The following is a 16,901-nucleotide window of genomic DNA, read 5'->3' as shown; positions in this document are numbered from 1 at the left end:
TGCAACTTCAATATGTTCGCCAAAGTCAAATATGAATAGCCTCCAATCGGGCGATATTTATAAATTGAGGGCTATTTAAAAAATCATCAGGGTCAAAATTATTATTATTTAAAAGTACTTGTGCATATTTTTGAGAGCGAAAAACGGTTTTTAAGTCAATTATACCCATAGTCGGACAGTTCAATAATATTTTATATTTTTCCAATATTAGCTTGCTTATAGTTGTTATCGAAAAAGCAATATTTATGGCGTTAGTTAGCTGTATTTGTTTATAGTTTTTGAAATCAGCTAATCCAAAATATTGTTTAGCGTCTCGAAAATTGAACTCGATTTGGAAACGCAAAGCGTAAAATTTGATAATAGTGAGTGTATCTAAATTCATATCGTTTGTAAAAACCACAGTTCTTGATTGCCTTTGTGTGAGTTGATGAATATGTATCATAACCACAACATTAAGCAAGCAATTAGTCATTTTAGGCGTATAAGCCTTGAATTAATAGAGATTTGTTTTGACATGAGATTCTTTATCTTCGATAGTCTTGACAAAAGATTTTGCATCAATTTTGTTTAAATCAACCATTGTTGCTTTGGTTTTAGGTCTTCCTGTGGAGGTAAGGCAAAATTGGGTGAGCGTTTGACTTAAATTTAGAGATAATTAGTAAGCTGTTGTCCAAGGCTAAAAGCAGATAGCTTTCATGCCCATAGAAGCCGTCAAGTACCAAATGAAAACACTGTAAATCAGGCAATAAAACTTTTAACTGACTACAAACAAGTGCTAAAAAGGTTTTCAAAACTTGATAGGATGCTCCTTGTGACTCTGATTTAGCTTTGTTTTTTGAGCCTTTCGGTCTACCTTTGAGTTTTGAGACCTGGATTTTTGCTAATGCTTTTGATAGCTTGTTCTTTTTAGCAGATGCTTCAGCTTTGGGGTCGTTTAGTAATTGCTTAACCCCTATAATGTAAGAGGTTTCACTGGCAATATCAATGATACTGATAGCTAAGAAACTGATAGATGGGATGACCTGATTGGCAATGGAGGAATAAAATAAACCTATCCCATAGGTCTTTTTGCCCGATTTTGTCTTAACTGTTTCATCTGCTGCTAAAAGATATGGCTTGCCTTTTGATAAACTAATTTAAACAAAAGTAGATTTACCAAAAGCCAATTTACCTCTTTTAAGGCGTAGAAGTGTTGTACTGTCCGATAACTCAATGAACTAAAGCGTGAAACTGATAAAGTCGTCACAGAGTTAGATAATCCTAAAATACTTTCAACGATGAAAGCAAAATGTTGTAAATTCGTCGCACTGAACTGCCCGTCAAGTACGTTTAATAGTTAGGTAATAAATGGCACCGCATCGTCGGTCCGATTTTACAAGATGTTTGGGTCGGGAAAACTTATAACATTTTATAGAAGTGCTTTTGTCCTTTTAACTATCACCAATGGCGAACATATTGTATAGATGAATTATAAATCAACAAAAAAGCCTCATAATTGTCTAATTACAAGGCTTTTACTATTTGTGACCCCGGAGAGGCTCGAACTCTCGACCCATTGATTAAGAGTCAATTGCTCTACCAACTGAGCTACGGAGTCAATGACTATTTTATATTTATTTTGTTTAAACTCTCGACCCATTAATTAAGAGCGAGTAGCGCATACCGGGCGACGCTCGCTCAATTGCTCTACCAACTGAGCTACCAAGCCGTGCGGTCTCCAACCTTGCAAATTTAATTTTTTTTGAATTGCCTCTGTCAATTCTACTAAAATTATTTTCGGTTTCAGAAGAGTATCTCAAAAAACTGCTAACTTGCTTGTATTACTATCTGCTAAAAGACTTATGCAAACGTTGACACATTACCGCACTTGTAATCTCTGTGAAGCCATGTGCGGGCTTGAAATAAGCGTAGAATCCGGGAAAGTAACCAAAATAGAGGGCGATAAAAATGACCCTTTTAGCCGTGGACATATATGCCCTAAAGCAGTAGCATTAAAAGATATCTATGAAGACCCCAATCGATTGAAATTCCCGGTTAAACGTACCGCAGAGGGTTGGCAACAGATTTCCTGGGAAGAGGCTTTTGAAGAAGTTGTCAACCGGATAAAGGATATAAAGTCAAAATATGGAAATAATGCCGTAGGAATGTATCAGGGGAATCCATCGGTGCATAATCTGGGTACTTCTATGAATTCTCCGGCTTTTGCTAAATCTTTGCACACAAAAAACCTGTTTTCTGCTACTTCTGCCGACCAGTTACCCCATCATTTTGCTGCATGGCAAATGTTCGGACACCCTATGTTAATGCCTGTTCCAGATATAGATCATACAGATTATATGCTCATTATTGGCGGAAACCCGATTGCCTCTAATGGCAGTATTATGTCGGTGCCCGATGTGGCTAATCGTTTAAAAGCTATTCAGAAAAGAGGAGGTAAAATAGTAGTAATAGACCCAAGATTTACGGAGACAGCTGCTAAGGCTGATACGCATCATTTTATCCGCCCCGGTACAGATGCTTTTCTTCTGTTAGCCATGATTCAGGTTATTTTTGCCGAAAATCTTTATAATTTAGGCAAATTATCTGAATTTACTGATGGAGTAGAGACCTTGAAGGAAATAGCTTCATCATTTACTCCCGAAAGAGTAGAAAAGCAAACAGGTATTGCAGCCACACAAATCCGGCAATTGGTTTATGATTTTACGCAGGCAAAAGCGGCTGTTTGTTATGGTAGGGTAGGGGTATCAGTGCAGACATTTGGTAGTATTGCTCAATGGCTCATTAATGCTATCAATGTATTGACAGGAAATTTAGATAAGACAGGAGGGGCTATGTTTACAAGCCCGGCAGTAGATTTTCTGGCAAGGGCCAAATCAGAAAATAAATTTAATCGCTGGCAAAGCAGGGTCAGAAAGTTGCCTGAATTTTTGGGTGAGTTACCTGTGGCTACTATGGCAGAAGAGATGCTGACCGATGGAGAGTCACAAATAAAAGCCATGATTATCAGCTGTGGTAATCCTGTACTTTCCACGCCTAATGGAGGGCAGTTAGATAGAGCATTCGAGCAATTAGAGTTTATGGTGGCTATTGATATTTACATCAATGAAACTACCCGTCATGCCCATATTATTTTACCCCCTGCTACCGGATTAGAAGTTTCCCATTATGACATGACTTTTCATGTTCTGGCAGTCAGAAACACAGCCAAATACTCAGAAGCCTTGTTTTCAAAGGCAGATGGAGCTAAATACGATTGGGAAATTTATCAGGAATTAGCGCATCGTTTAACCCACTCATTAGCTACTCCTTTTACTCCTGAACCACCCGAAATAAAATTAGATATGGGTTTAAGGTTCGGGCCTTATCAACTCTCTTTGCAACAGCTAAAAGACAATCCTCATGGAATTGATTTAGGTGCTTTGAAGCCCAGTTTGCCACAACGGTTATTGACCTCTGACAAACGAATCAATATTGCTCCCGAACTTCTGGTTAAAGATATAGACAGACTGCAACAATCGTTAAGAAATACTGGAATGCAACATGGCTTTAATTACCTGTTGATTGGCCGAAGACACCTGAGAGATAATAATTCGTGGATGCATAATTCAGAGCGATTAGTGAAGGGCCGGAATAGATGTACTTTAATGATGCACTCAGCCGACGCACAACAATTGAATCTGGATAGTCAGTCGATAGTTAAAGTGAGTTCAAGGGTTGGATGTGTTGAACTACCCGTTGAAATTACTGACCACATGATGCAAGGGGTTGTAAGTATGCCACACGGCTATGGACACGCCCGCAAAGGAGTACAATTAGATATAGCGGCCAGATATGCAGGTGTAAGCATCAATGATTTAACAGATGAATATGTTTTAGATGAACTGACAGGCAATGCGGCTTTTAATAATGTAGCCGTAAAAGTGGAAAAAGTAAGTTGAAATAGTTAAAAATACAGGCAAATTTGCACTCGTTTCTCTATATTTGTACCCAATCTTTTCACTTATCTAACCTACTAACTGCAATGCTTACCTCCCTTTCTAACTTTGCCCGTCGTTATGCTTTGGGGCGAAATGTATTGATTTTCTTTTGTCTGCAAATGCTTATTTCTGCGGGAATTCTTCCTTATATGCAAGGTAAATTTGACCCTACCGGTATAGTGGGTGTTTTAGACTTAATGTTTGGTTTTACGCCTGATGAAGCTTATGATAAATTAAATGCGTATGGAGAGGAAGGAAGAAAGTATTACTTATTTGCCGAAGCAGTAATTGATATTATTTATCCTATCATTTACACTATTACCAATGTTCTGCTATTAAGCTATGTATTTAAAAAAGGTTTTGCCCCTAATAGTTTTATACATCAATTAAATATATTTCCCATTTTAGCCACTATCGGCGACTTTGCAGAAAATGCAGGCATTATTGCCATGCTTAATGCTTTTCCGGAAAGAGCTGATGCCGCAGCCAGTTTTGCCTCTAACGCCGGAATGTTCAAGTGGATAGCTTTTGGTATGAGCATCGCCTTGTTTCTGATAGGTGTTATTGCATGGATTGTTAAGGTAGTAAAGAAAAAATAGGAGAACGGAACATGGAAAACGAAACACGGAGAAAGTACAAAAATTATTACTTTTTCCATTCTCCTTTCTCCAAAAAAAAGCATTTTATCACATAATTATAGAAAAACATGGAGTATAGAAGATTTGGACGTACCGACTGGAACGTCAGCGAAATAGGGTATGGTATGTGGGGATTAGCAGGGTGGACTGGCTCCGACCAGGACGAGGTAGGGCAGTCGCTTGACCGTTCGGTTGAATTAGGCTGTAATTTTTTTGATACAGCCTGGGGTTATGGTGCAGGAAAAAGCGAGGAGATTTTAGGGAATGTATTGAAAAAATATGCGCAGAAGCGCCTCTATTTTGCTACCAAAATTCCACCTAAGAACTTTACATGGCCTTCAAAATCTCATTTTTTATTAGAAGATTGTTTTCCGGCCAGCCACATTATCGAATATACAGAAAAGAGTCTGAAAAATCTGGAAGTTGATTGTATAGACCTGCAACAATTTCATGTGTGGGAAGATGCCTGGGCTAATAACGATGATTGGAAAGAAGCCGTTACTAAACTCAAGCAAGAGGGTAAAGTAAAAAACTTCGGTATCAGTGTAAATCGTTGGGAGCCAAATAATGTATTAGAAACCCTGAAAACTGGTTTAATTGACACCGTACAGGTGATTTATAATATCTTTGACCAGAACCCGGAAGATGAGTTATTCCCATTATGTAAAAAACTGGATATTGGCGTAATAGCCCGTGTGCCATTTGATGAAGGTACCCTGACAGGCTTATTGACTAAAGAAACAACATTTCCTGCCGATGACTGGCGTTCGACTTATTTTGTGCCTGAGAACCTGATTCCAAGTGTAGAACATGCTGACGCATTAAAACCATTGGTACCTGAAGGCATGACGATGCCCGAAATGGCTTTACGTTTTATCTTAGGCAATGATGATGTGCATACCATTATACCGGGTATGAGAAAAATACGCCATGTAGAAGCCAATATCGGTACCAGTGATGGCAAGAAATTAGACGAAAATCTTCGCTTAAAACTCAAAAGCCATCGTTGGGATAGAACCCCAACAGAGTGGTCGCAATAAAATTGGAGAAGGGAGAATGGAACAAGGAAAACGGACTTTTATGGCGCGAACCGAGCGACGGGCGCTTCCAGTTCGCCGTATGGAAACTAAGTAAGGTTAGCGTACGACAATAATCTTAGTCTAATAAAGGACTAAAATTTTCTTCCTTGTTCCGTTCTCCTTTTTCCTTTCTCCAAAAAAAGTATGTTTTCAACAACAATCATCGCCTGTATAGCTGCTTTTTTTGCAGGCTTTATCGATTCTATCGTAGGGGGTGGGGGCTTGGTGCAAGTCCCTGTTTTGTTTATTTTATTTCCCGGCTATTCGGTGCCGCAGATTATTGGTACCAATCGCTTTTCTTCTTTTATGGGTACGGCTGTGGCAGGGTATCAGTATGCTAAAAAAGTAAAGATACCCTGGAAGACTGTCATTTATTCAGGTATTGGTGCCGCTGTGATGTCATATACAGGCGCATTGTTGTCAAGTATGATGAGCGCTCGTATTCTGAAGCCTACCATTCTGATTTTAATGACTGTCATAGCTATCTATAGCTATCGTAAAAAGGACTTGGGACAGGAAGAAAAACTCCGATTTAGCTTACAAGTCATTCCTTTCTGCGGATTGCTGATTGGTATGACAACAGGTTTTTATAACGGTTTCGTAGGGCCGGGTACGGGTAGTTTGTTAGTATTTGGCTTTGTAAGTATTATCGGCTATAGCTTTTTATCGGCCTCAGCTATTTCAAAAGTAGTAAATGTAATAGCAGATATAGCTTCTCTGATTTTCTTTATCAGCAAAGGATTTGTGATGTTTCAGATAGCTTTCCCGATGATGATTTGTAATATGGCAGGGTCTTATGTGGGAAGCAAAATAGCTATTCTGCGAGGAAATGCCTTTGTACGAGTGATTTTTCTGATTGTAGTTTTTGGATTGATTTTTAGATTTGGGTATGATGTGTTGCAAATACTCCAATAATGAAGTTCTCAAACTGCAATGCTCTAAAAATCCCCCTTTATTGATTCCAACAAATCACTCCACACTCCAAATATCTTCTTGAGCCTTAAAATCGGTTAATTACTACTTAAAACGCAGTTAAAATGTCATTAAAATTTGCACATTAAATTTACATTATTTCAAGATTTTATATATTTCTAATATTGTAATGTATTGATTATCAATCTATTAATTTAATATAGTATATTGTATTTATTAGAAATTGTTGAAGCATCAATGAGACAGCCGTATCAATATTTGAAAATGGTTTAGTAGCTTTGCAGCACGTATGAAAATCTTGAATAGAAATAGTATAGTAAGCCCGCTATTCCAATTATTTGGGATGGTTTGTGGCCTATTCTTAATTACTTCTATTTTTGTTGAAGGCAGTAGCTATACATCTGAAAATGAAAGAATCAATAGCTCATCTTTCAGTACAAGTCACGAGCATACTGGCAACATAATTTTTCAGGATTGGGAGTCAACGCTTCCATACGATTTTTTATCAATCCTGAGTGCCGGAGAAGAGGTAGATTCTTCTGATGAAAGTTCGGAAGATGATTCTACAGAAAGCGGTTTCCCGCTACATATCTCACGTTTTAACTTTAATTTCTTAGAGAGTTCGTTTATAAATTTTAATTTATCTCTTCAAAAACGAATTACTATTCCCTTTTTCTTACTACACCATTCCTGGAAGATTCCATTTAGTCAATTGGTTTCTTACATCCTGTAAGTAAAAATCTATATTTTTTAAGGCATTATTCAGTTTGAAATTTCTTTCAATCAATAGGCTTTACCATTCTTATTTTTAAAATATTCATGAAATATTCAATCATTTTTTTAGCAATCACTGCTTTGTATATGGCAGGTTGTAGCCACGCTGAGCATACAAAAGAAGAAGAGTCTGAGTTTGTAGTAAGTAGCCCTATAAGGGTTGATACTTCTATTAATAAAGAGTACGTCTGTCAAATCCGGGCCAGCAATCATATCGAACTGCGCTCTTTAGAAAGAGGATATCTGCAAAAAATATTTGTTGATGAAGGCCAGCATGTCAGACAAGGACAACCGATGTTTCAGATTATGCCTCTAATATATGAAGCAGAAATGGAAAAATCGAAAGCTGATGTAGAGTATGCTGAAATTGAGTACCAGAATACCAAAATTCTGGCTGACAAAAACGTGGTATCACCTCAAGAACTGGCCTTGGCCAAAGCAAAACTTGACCGTGAAAAAGCAGACTTAAAATTATCAAGTACTCACCTTGGGCTAACTACTGTCAATGCGCCTTTTAGCGGTATCATGGACCGATTTCATATACGTTTGGGGAGTCTGGTAGATGAAGGAGAATTGCTCACTACACTCTCTGACAATAGTAAACTCTGGGTTTATTTTAATGTTCCGGAAGCAGAATATCTCGACTATGCTACCCGTATCAAAAAAGAAGGACCTCAGAAAGTGAAGCTACTGATGGCCAATAATGAGGTTTTTAACCATGATGGTCTTTTTGAGACGGTTGAGGCAGATTTTAATAATGAAACAGGAAACATTGCTTTCCGGGCTACATTCCCAAATCCGGAAGGTATTTTAAGACACGGCGAAACAGGTACAATTCTATTGCCTTCTTATCTTAAAAATGTTCTTCTGATTCCTCAGGAAGCTACTTTCGATATTTTAGATAAAAAATTTGTGTTTGTGGTAGATGAAAAAGGTACTGTTCAAACCAGACAGATAACAACCGGAATTGAAATGCCTCACATTTATACGGTTACGAGTGGCTTGTCTCCAAATGATAAAATTATAGTTGAGGGGTTGCGTAAAGTTAAAAACGGAGACCATATCAAAACTAAATTTAAACCTTACAGGGCGGTTGTTGAAGACTTGAAAAATCTTCATGCAGAGTAATTATTCATTTCATCGACGGCCTTATTGGTTTCAGACAGTGCGACGATTCGCAATCAGTAAGGTATCGACAAAACGCAGAAAAAATGTTTAGTAAATTCATAAAAAGACCAGTCCTGGCAATAGCTATGTCGCTGGCAATCGTCTTTTTGGGAGTATTGGCGATTTTCACTCGCCCCATATCCCAGTTTCCTGAAATAGCTCCGCCTCGGGTAAATATTTTCATTGAGTTTCCCGGCTCAAACGCTGATGTACTGGTAAAATCAACGCTGACCATCATGGAGCGTGCCATCAATGGTGTACCGGGTATGCAATACATGATGTCAGATGCCACCAGTGCCAGCGAAGCTACTTTACAGATTGTGTTTGAACCCGGTATTGACCCGACTATTGCGGCTGCCCGTGTAAAAACACGTGTAGACCAGGTTTGGGCAAACTTACCTGTTTTAGTTCAGCGGGAGGGGCTTATTATTACGCCTGTACAACCAAGTATGTTGATGTACGTCAACTTTTTCAGTACAGATAAAGAGTATGACCAGAAGTTTTTGTTCAACTATGCCGATAATCTGGTGGTTCCCGAATTACAACGTATCAGCGGGGTAGGTCGTTCTGAAATTGTGGGTAGCAGAGCCTTTGCCATTCGTGTCTGGTTGAATCCTGACAGAATGAGAGCTTACAATATTTCTGCTGATGACGTACTGAAAGCCATTGATGAACAAAGCGTGTTGGGTCGTCCGGGTCGTGTGGGTTTAAGTTCCGGTAAGGTAGCGCAATCGCTCGAATACGTTTTTACTTATCAGGGGTGGTTTAATAAACCTGAACAATATAAAGACATTATCATCAGAGCAAATTCGGAAGGTGAAATTTTAAAACTGAAAGATGTGGCCAAGGTGGACGTAGGGAGTGAATTTGTGGATATTTACACCAATAAAGATGGCTACCCATCTGCTTCATTAGTTTTAAAACAAAATCCGGGAAGTAACTCCAATCAGATTATTGCTGATGTGAAAGCAAAATTAGAAGAATTGAGAAAGAATTTTCCACCGGGAGTTGATTACGAAATCAACTATGATGTGTCAAGCTTTGTAAATGCTTCAATTGACCAAGTTTTACATACACTCGTAGAGGCCTTTATACTGGTTTCATTGGTGGTATTCCTTTTCCTTGGCGATTTCCGTTCTACGCTGATTCCAACGTTAGCGGTACCCGTTTCTTTAATTGGGGCATTTGTTTTCATGCAGTTTTTTGGGATTGGTATCAACCTTATTACACTCTTTGCCTTAGTATTGGCTATCGGGGTAGTGGTTGATGATGCCATTGTGGTAGTTGAAGCAGTTCACGTAAAGATGGAGGAAGAGCATTTAACCCCATTTAAAGCTGTACAGAAAGTACTGACAGAAATCAGTGGGGCAATTATTGCCATTACCTTAATCATGACGGCTGTATTCGTACCAGTCGCATTTATGACAGGTCCGGTAGGCGTACTTTATCGACAATTTGCCATTATAATGGCCTCATCTATTGTGCTTTCCGGAGTGGTGGCTCTTACATTGACACCTGTATTATGTGCCATGATTCTGAAAAATACACATGGACAGCCTCGGAAAAAGACACCTATCAATCGGTTTATCGATTGGTTCAATAAAAGATTTGAATGGTTGCTGGGCAAATACACCAAATTGCTGACTGTAATTGTCAATCGTAGAGTGGTAACCTTTGGTGTATTGATAATTTTTGCAGTAGGTATCATGGGTGTCAATACTGTTTTACCTGCCGGTTTCATACCGGGTGAAGACCAGGGACAAATTTATGCGATTATTCAAACGCCTCCCGGTACTACACTTGAACGGACGAACGCTATTTCGCTCGAATTACAAAAAATAGCCAAACAAACCGAAGGCGTGAAATCTGTAACAGCCATGGCGGGTTATGAAATCCTGACCGAAGGCCGTGGTTCTAATGCAGGTACTTGCTTAATCAACCTCAAAGACTGGTCGGAAAGAAAGCAATCTGTGACAGAGATTATGGAGGCGTTGGAAGAAAGAACAAAAAATATCGGGGCTGTTATTGAGTATTTCGAGCCACCAGCCGTACCGGGTTATGGTGCTTCATCAGGTTTTGCGGTTCGATTGTTAGATAAAGGTAGCGAAGTAGATTACCAGAAATTCGATGAGGTAAATAGAGACTTTGTTGCGGAATTGAAAAAACGAAAAGAACTCACCGGATTATTCAGTTTTTATTCTGCCAACTATCCACAATACGAAATACAGGTAAATAATGTATTAGCTATGCAAAAAGGGGTTTCGGTGGGTGCAGCCATGGAAAACCTGAATATTATGATTGGTAGTACCTACGAGCAAGGCTTTGTACGATTTAATAATTATTACAAAGTTTATACGCAGGCTGACCCTGATTTCAGAAAAGACCCCTCAGATATTCTGAACATGTTTGTAAAAAATGACAAAGGTGAAATGGTACCCTATTCAGCTTTTATGAGCATCAAAAAAACACAGGGGCCTAACGAGATTTCCAGATATAACTTATATACATCGGCGCTTATCAATGGAGTACCTGCTCCGGGTTATACGTCGGGTGATGCCATTAAGGCGATTCGTGAAGTAGCTGAATCTACCTTACCTAAAGGCTATGATATAGCATGGGAAGGCTTATCGTACGATGAAGCCCGTCGGGGAAATGAAGCAATTATCATTTTCATGGTGGTGGTATTTTTCGTTTATCTGGTTTTGGCGGCACAATACGAAAGCTTTATCATGCCTTTGGCTGTTATCCTATCCTTACCTCCGGGTATATTCGGCTCTTTTCTGCTATTAAAAGGCATGGGTTTGAGTAATGACGTATTTGCCCAGATTGGTTTAATTATGCTTACGGGTCTTTTAGGGAAAAATGCTGTGTTGATTGTAGAGTTTGCCATACAAAAGCGCAACGAAGGTTTGACAGTACTTAATGCCGCTATTGAGGGAGCAAAAGCACGTTTCAGACCTATCCTGATGACTTCCTTTGCATTTATTGCAGGTTTGATACCACTGGTCAGGGCGCATGGTGCCGGTGCAGTAGGTAATAAAACCATTGGCTCATCTGCTATGGGCGGGATGCTGTTCGGAACAATTTTCGGGGTCTTAATTGTGCCTGGGTTGTACTATATTTTTGGCAAATTGATTGATGGGAAAAAATTGATTAATGACGAAGCTGTAGTAACACTGAGCGAAGACCTGGTAGAAAGACAAACGGAAATTGGTGAACAAAGTAGACTTAGAAAGTTAATTTCAAAAATTCTGAAACAAAATGAAGAACAAAAGAATAAAAAGGTATAGTGTCTTTCTGGCTCTGATTATTGCGTTGGGTAGCTGTAAGGTAGAAAATTTGCCAACTAAAACAGTTACCAACTCATTGCCGGACAAATTCGAAATCAGCGGAGATACTACTAAAGCTGAAAATATTCTTTGGAGGAATTATTTCAATGATAGTAACCTTGCCGCCCTGATTGATGAAGCTCTCAAAAATAACCAGGAGTTGAATATGATGCTTCATGAAATCGAAATCAGCCGCAACGAAATCATGGCAAGAAAAGGGGAGTATCAGCCGTTTGGTTTTTTAACAGCAGGTTTAGGTGGTGAAAAATCAGGACATTATACATGGAATGGCGTTTCGGAAGAAGATGCGAAAACAAGAACAGATAAATTGCCTAAGTATATTGGTGAACAGGCACTTATGGGTACGTTCTCGTGGGAAATAGACGTCTGGAAAAAATTGCATAATGCCAAAGATGCGGCCGTAAAACGTTATTTGTCTGGGATAGAAGGTAGAAACTTTGTGGTTACAAACCTTATTGCCGAGATAGCCAATTCTTATTATGAACTGGTGGTATTAGATAACCAGCTGGAAATCGTACAGCAGAATATTGCACTTCAGAAAGATGCGCTTGAAATGGTAAAGGTACAGAAAGCGGCTGCACGTGTCAACCAGTTGGCAGTGAATCGGTTTACGGCACAGGTATTAAATACCGAAAATCTTAAATATGAGATTCAACAGCAGATTGTAGAAACCGAAAACCGAATCAATTTCTTAGTAGCAAGAAACCCTCAGCCTGTCAAGCGTAATTCTGCCAATTTGAATGATATTCAGTTTTTGAAGATTTCTGCCGGGATTCCCTCACAGTTATTGAGCAATCGCCCCGATATTCGTCAGGCAGAGCAGGAATTAGAGGCGGCGAAATTGGATATTGCTGTGGCCAAAGCCGCTTTTTATCCTAATATCACGCTTCGGGCAGGTATTGGTTTGCAGGCATTTAATCCTATTTATCTCATTAATCCTAAATCTATTGCGGTTAATGTGCTGGGTGATTTGATTGCTCCTTTAATCAACAAAAATGCGATTAAAGCCAATTATTATAATGCCAACGAAAAGCAGATTCAGGCAGTTTATAAATATGAACAGACAGTACTGAACGCACATCTGGAAGTAATCAACCAATTGGCAGGTAATAAAAATTACTCTGAGAGTTATGCCACAAAGGCCAATCAGGTAGAAATTCTGAGTAGTTCTATCGAAATTTCCAATAACCTTTTCAAATCAGCACGAGCCGATTATACCGAGGTTTTATTGACACAAAGAGAGGCTTTAGAAGCAAAAATGGAATTGATGGAGATTAAGAAAAAACAATTGAATGCCGAAGTAAATATTTATAAGGCGTTGGGAGGGGGCTGGAAGTAGTTGACTGGAAAGTAATAATCTCATCATTCATTATTCAATTGATTGTAAATTTTAGGAGACAGTGTACAAAAAAAGGCCCTCGTTTGAGGACCTTTTTTTTATAAATCACTAAAATCGAAACTTTCTAAAAACTTGGTGGTAAAATGACCCGATTTAAATTGCTCGTCTTCCATGAGTTTAATATGGAATGGAATGGTAGTTTTTACACCCTCAATTACAAACTCCTGCAAGGCTCGTTTCATACGGGTAATTACTTCTTCTCTTGATTGACCAGTTACGATTAGCTTAGCAATCATAGAGTCGTAGTTTGGCGGAATGGTATAGCCTGCATACACGTGGCTGTCAACTCTCACGCCGTGCCCACCCGGTAAATGCAGATTAGTGATTTTACCCGGTGATGGACGGAAATTATTGCCCGGATCTTCGGCATTGATACGGCACTCCATCGCATACAATTTCGGGAAGTAATTTTTTCCTGAAATTGGTACACCAGCCGCTACTTTTATCTGCTCTTTAATTAAATCGAAATCGGTTACTTCTTCTGTAATCGGATGTTCTACCTGAATACGGGTATTCATTTCCATGAAATAGAATTTGCCGTGTTTATCTACCAGGAACTCGATAGTTCCTGCTCCTTCATAACCAATAGCCGCAGCACCTTTGATAGCTGCCTCACCCATTTTCTCACGTAATTCCTGCGAAACAATCGGTGATGGAGTTTCTTCTACTAATTTCTGATGGCGGCGTTGAATAGAACAATCACGTTCTGATAAGTGGCATACTTTACCATATTGGTCGCCCACTACCTGAATCTCGATGTGGCGGGGTTCTTCTACAAATTTCTCTAAATATAGACCATCATTCCCGAAAGCGGCTCCTGATTCCATTTTGGCATCGTCCCAGGCTTTTTCAAACTCGCTTTCGTCTTTGATGATACGCATCCCACGACCACCACCTCCGGCAGTTGCTTTCACAATAACCGGATACCCGATTTCTTTGGCTATTTTCTTGCCTTCTTCCACTGATTCTAACAAACCTTCTGACCCCGGAATAACAGGTACTCCTGAGTCTTTCATGGTAGCTTTAGCCGTAGCTTTATCACCCATGTAATTGATTTGCTCGGCAGTAGCACCAATAAACTTGATACCGTATTCGGCACAGATTCTTGAAAATTCGGCATTCTCTGACAAGAAACCATAGCCCGGATGTATCGCATCGGCATTGGTGATTTCGGCAGCAGAGATAATATTCGGAATATTCAGATACGATTGTTTGCTTACAGCGGGGCCAATACAAACGGCTTCATCGGCAAAACGTACGTGTAAACTGTCGCGGTCGGCAGTTGAATAAACAGCCACGGTTTTTATGCCCATCTCTTTACAGGTTCTGATGATTCTCAGGGCAATTTCGCCACGGTTGGCTATAAGTATTTTCTTGAACATAAAGTTTCAATTAGGAATTGTAAGCGTTTTCGGCTATTGAATCAATTAACAAACTTTGCAGAAAAATGTTATGAAACTTATTCTATAAGTCAGGCCTATCAAGGCTCTACTAAGAACAATGGCTGGTCAAACTCAACAGGTGAGGCGTTATCAACCAATATTTTTACAATTTTTCCGGATACTTCTGATTCAATTTCGTTGAATAGTTTCATTGCTTCAATGATACAAACAACTTTGCCTGATGAAACTTCATCACCTACTTCTACAAAAAACGGCTTATCAGGGCCTGCAGAACGATAGAAAGTGCCAATCATTGGCGATTTAATGGTAATGAGGTTGCTTGCGCTGGCAGCAGCAGGTTTTTCAGCAGGTGCGGCAGGTTGAGTAACAGGTGCTACTGCAGCGGGTGTTGGGGCAGAAACAGGAGCCTGAATAACAGGTGCAGGTGCTTGCTGAATGGCTACAGGTGCTACGTTTGAATAGCGTTTAATAGCTAATTTTAACTCCGATGTTTCGATATTTACTTCATCTAATCCTGATTGTGCAATAAAGTCTATCAGTTTCTGAATGTCTTTTGTTTCCATGAAGGGTAAAGATTTGTCGTTTCTAATTGAGTTTTAGTTTATCTGATTCCGGGAGTTTTTTTATAACTAAGACCCCTTTCCCTAAATCCCTTTCCCCAACAGTGGGGAAAGGGACTTTTATTTTTTCTCCCCTCTCCACAGTTGGGGAGGGGAAGGGGTGGGGTTATGCTCCTACAAAAGTAAACATAAAGACGACACCCACAAAGAAATCCGGAACGCTCACGTTTGATTTCAGAATTAAAAAATTCTTAAATCAATTTTATTCACTCCCTATTTCTGCACAATGCGATGTCGTCTGTTATTAGTATTTTATTTCTCTTTTACTCTTGAATCGTATTCGTAAGTACTTGTATTTACACGAATCAATTCGTCGTTTTCAATAAAAAGAGGTACTTTTATAGTTGCTCCTGTTTCAACAGTTGCCGGTTTCGATGGGCTGTTAGCAGTATCGCCTTTTACACCGGGCTCTGTATAAGTTACTCTTAACTCTACATAAGCAGGTAATTCTACACTTAAAATAGTTTCAGTTTCAGCATGAACCAGAATATCTACTTGTTGACCTTCTTTTAGCAGGTCGGCTTGTGGAACCAGTTTATCTTCAATATTTACCTGTTCAAATGTTTCGGTTTCCATAAAATTGAAACCTGTTTCGTCTTTATAAAGAAATTGATATTGTCTTTTTTCTATACGTGCCGTTGTAACTGTTACACCAGAGTTAAAAGTATTATCAATTACTCTTCCGGTGCGTAGGTTTCTTAGTTTTGTTCTCACAAAAGCCGGACCTTTACCAGGTTTTACGTGTTGAAACTCTACAATTGTATAAAGGTCATTGTTCCAATCCAGACAAAGGCCATTTCTAAAATCTGCTGTTGTTGCCATTACTAATTAGTATTCAAACTTAATTGTCAAAATATATTTATCGTTCAAAATTAAAGACCAGACTCACAAAAGGCATTAGTGGAACATCGTATTTGAAACGTCCGAACTCTACATCTTTACCGTTTCTGCGATAGCGTGCGTTATACTGGGTGAATAAGAAGTTTACACCTACTTTAATTGTAAATTCTTCCTGTGGTCTGAAACCAATATAAACCTGATTAGTGGTTGTTCCTCTACCCCCCAAGGCTAAATTCAGGCGTGGCGGAGAAGCACTCAGTGAGTCTAATTTTTGGCCACTGTTGTTTTTTATAGTCAAAGAATCTCTTGTTTTACCAAAAGCGAATCCTATTAAATCAATATTGGCACCTATCAATACTTTTTTTGCCTGAAACTCCAGAATAAGCGGAATGTTAAAGGTATTTACATTGGCACGTGGGTAAGGAATAAAACTTACTTTCTCATTTTTAGCCTCTGTACCTGTATAGGTTTTACCTTTAGCAAAGAAAGAGGTAACTCTGAAACCTGTACCAATAGCAAAGCTATTTTTTTTACCCATTACCAAGGTTTGACTATACATAAATGTCGGTACTGACGTTTTTTTGTCAAAACCATAGCCTAATGAATATTGCTCAACTACCCTCATCTGCTGGGCAAATGTGGATTGTAACCCTAATAAGGTTATTGTTAGTATCAGTAATTTTTTCATTTTACTGCGTTGTGTTAGAATAGTGTTATGATT

At 39.0% G+C, this 16,901-nt stretch carries 14 protein-coding genes and 1 tRNA gene; 8 read left to right on the top strand and 7 right to left on the bottom strand.

Features of this window, described 5'->3' with window-relative positions; translation table 11 throughout:
• Window positions 1–25: 25 nt before the first annotated feature.
• The 3 genes from EWM59_RS13240 to EWM59_RS13230 all read right to left on the bottom strand — a co-directional run bounded on the left by EWM59_RS13240 (window position 26) and on the right by EWM59_RS13230 (window position 1,597).
• Window positions 26–442, bottom strand: coding sequence for a transposase (locus tag EWM59_RS13240; RefSeq protein ID WP_262709274.1), 417 nt, complete (start codon window positions 440–442; stop codon window positions 26–28).
• 151 nt (window positions 443–593) lie between these two features.
• Complete coding sequence (locus tag EWM59_RS28780) at window positions 594–1,136, bottom strand: transposase (protein WP_130021492.1); 543 nt, start codon at window positions 1,134–1,136, stop codon at window positions 594–596.
• A gap of 388 nt (window positions 1,137–1,524) precedes the next feature.
• Window positions 1,525–1,597 (bottom strand) — tRNA-Lys (locus EWM59_RS13230).
• 244 nt (window positions 1,598–1,841) lie between these two features.
• Between EWM59_RS13230 and EWM59_RS13225 the strand changes: the two genes are divergently transcribed.
• From EWM59_RS13225 to EWM59_RS13190, 8 genes are all read left to right on the top strand, one after another.
• Entirely contained in the window at window positions 1,842–3,938 is a 2,097-nt protein-coding gene (locus tag EWM59_RS13225; protein WP_130021455.1) for a molybdopterin oxidoreductase family protein, read from the top strand.
• An 83-nt stretch (window positions 3,939–4,021) separates the two neighbouring features.
• Window positions 4,022–4,576, top strand: coding sequence for a hypothetical protein (locus EWM59_RS13220; protein WP_130021454.1), 555 nt, complete (start codon window positions 4,022–4,024; stop codon window positions 4,574–4,576).
• Between the two features lie 107 nt (window positions 4,577–4,683).
• Window positions 4,684–5,655, top strand: a complete 972-nt coding sequence (locus EWM59_RS13215; RefSeq protein WP_130021453.1) for an aldo/keto reductase — start codon at window positions 4,684–4,686, stop codon at window positions 5,653–5,655.
• A 183-nt stretch (window positions 5,656–5,838) separates the two neighbouring features.
• Window positions 5,839–6,609 (top strand): sulfite exporter TauE/SafE family protein, encoded by a 771-nt coding sequence (locus EWM59_RS13210; RefSeq protein ID WP_130021452.1) that lies wholly within the window; start codon window positions 5,839–5,841, stop codon window positions 6,607–6,609.
• A 307-nt stretch (window positions 6,610–6,916) separates the two neighbouring features.
• Window positions 6,917–7,360: a hypothetical protein gene (locus EWM59_RS13205; RefSeq protein WP_130021451.1), complete on the top strand. Its 444-nt coding sequence runs from the start codon at window positions 6,917–6,919 to the stop codon at window positions 7,358–7,360.
• An 86-nt stretch (window positions 7,361–7,446) separates the two neighbouring features.
• Complete coding sequence (locus tag EWM59_RS13200) at window positions 7,447–8,529, top strand: efflux RND transporter periplasmic adaptor subunit (protein ID WP_130021450.1); 1,083 nt, start codon at window positions 7,447–7,449, stop codon at window positions 8,527–8,529.
• Window positions 8,530–8,612: 83 nt separating this feature from the next.
• The gene (locus EWM59_RS13195; RefSeq protein ID WP_130021449.1) at window positions 8,613–11,858 is read left to right on the top strand and encodes an efflux RND transporter permease subunit; all 3,246 of its coding nucleotides are present in this window, start codon (window positions 8,613–8,615) and stop codon (window positions 11,856–11,858) included.
• The gene (locus EWM59_RS13190; protein WP_130021448.1) at window positions 11,830–13,257 is read left to right on the top strand and encodes a TolC family protein; all 1,428 of its coding nucleotides are present in this window, start codon (window positions 11,830–11,832) and stop codon (window positions 13,255–13,257) included. The genes EWM59_RS13195 and EWM59_RS13190 overlap by 29 nt, the downstream gene beginning before the upstream one ends.
• Before the next feature lie 98 nt (window positions 13,258–13,355).
• Here the strand turns inward: EWM59_RS13190 and accC are convergent, their stop codons facing one another.
• The 4 genes from accC to EWM59_RS13170 form a co-directional block, all read right to left on the bottom strand.
• A complete protein-coding gene (gene accC, locus EWM59_RS13185; protein ID WP_130021447.1) occupies window positions 13,356–14,699 on the bottom strand; it encodes an acetyl-CoA carboxylase biotin carboxylase subunit in 1,344 nt (447 codons plus the stop codon).
• A gap of 98 nt (window positions 14,700–14,797) precedes the next feature.
• Complete coding sequence (gene accB / locus EWM59_RS13180; protein WP_130021446.1) at window positions 14,798–15,283, bottom strand: acetyl-CoA carboxylase biotin carboxyl carrier protein; 486 nt, start codon at window positions 15,281–15,283, stop codon at window positions 14,798–14,800.
• Between the two features lie 309 nt (window positions 15,284–15,592).
• Window positions 15,593–16,162 carry an elongation factor P gene (gene efp / locus EWM59_RS13175; RefSeq protein WP_116981840.1) on the bottom strand — a complete coding sequence of 190 codons (570 nt, stop codon included), beginning with the start codon at window positions 16,160–16,162 and terminating at the stop codon, window positions 15,593–15,595.
• 37 nt (window positions 16,163–16,199) lie between these two features.
• Window positions 16,200–16,868 carry a hypothetical protein gene (locus EWM59_RS13170; protein ID WP_130021445.1) on the bottom strand — a complete coding sequence of 223 codons (669 nt, stop codon included), beginning with the start codon at window positions 16,866–16,868 and terminating at the stop codon, window positions 16,200–16,202.
• Window positions 16,869–16,901: the final 33 nt, after the last annotated feature.

Source organism: Emticicia agri (assembly GCF_004168285.1).
GTDB classification, from domain to species: domain Bacteria; phylum Bacteroidota; class Bacteroidia; order Cytophagales; family Spirosomataceae; genus Emticicia; species Emticicia agri.
Note: the sequence above shows the minus strand (reverse complement) of the source record. Positions and strands in the feature narration are given on the sequence as shown.

Excerpts from the sequence above, each read along its gene's own strand:
- EWM59_RS13240 (WP_262709274.1), bottom strand. The coding sequence starts at position 442 with ATGATACATATTCATCAACTCACACAAAGGCAATCAAGAACTGTGGTT.
- EWM59_RS13225 (WP_130021455.1), top strand. The coding sequence starts at position 1,842 with ATGCAAACGTTGACACATTACCGCACTTGTAATCTCTGTGAAGCCATG.
- EWM59_RS13220 (WP_130021454.1), top strand. The coding sequence starts at position 4,022 with ATGCTTACCTCCCTTTCTAACTTTGCCCGTCGTTATGCTTTGGGGCGA.
- EWM59_RS13215 (WP_130021453.1), top strand. The coding sequence starts at position 4,684 with ATGGAGTATAGAAGATTTGGACGTACCGACTGGAACGTCAGCGAAATA.
- EWM59_RS13210 (WP_130021452.1), top strand. The coding sequence starts at position 5,839 with ATGTTTTCAACAACAATCATCGCCTGTATAGCTGCTTTTTTTGCAGGC.
- EWM59_RS13205 (WP_130021451.1), top strand. The coding sequence starts at position 6,917 with ATGAAAATCTTGAATAGAAATAGTATAGTAAGCCCGCTATTCCAATTA.
- EWM59_RS13200 (WP_130021450.1), top strand. The coding sequence starts at position 7,447 with ATGAAATATTCAATCATTTTTTTAGCAATCACTGCTTTGTATATGGCA.
- EWM59_RS13195 (WP_130021449.1), top strand. The coding sequence starts at position 8,613 with ATGTTTAGTAAATTCATAAAAAGACCAGTCCTGGCAATAGCTATGTCG.
- EWM59_RS13190 (WP_130021448.1), top strand. The coding sequence starts at position 11,830 with ATGAAGAACAAAAGAATAAAAAGGTATAGTGTCTTTCTGGCTCTGATT.
- accC (WP_130021447.1), bottom strand. The coding sequence starts at position 14,699 with ATGTTCAAGAAAATACTTATAGCCAACCGTGGCGAAATTGCCCTGAGA.
- accB (WP_130021446.1), bottom strand. The coding sequence starts at position 15,283 with ATGGAAACAAAAGACATTCAGAAACTGATAGACTTTATTGCACAATCA.
- efp (WP_116981840.1), bottom strand. The coding sequence starts at position 16,162 with ATGGCAACAACAGCAGATTTTAGAAATGGCCTTTGTCTGGATTGGAAC.
- EWM59_RS13170 (WP_130021445.1), bottom strand. The coding sequence starts at position 16,868 with ATGAAAAAATTACTGATACTAACAATAACCTTATTAGGGTTACAATCC.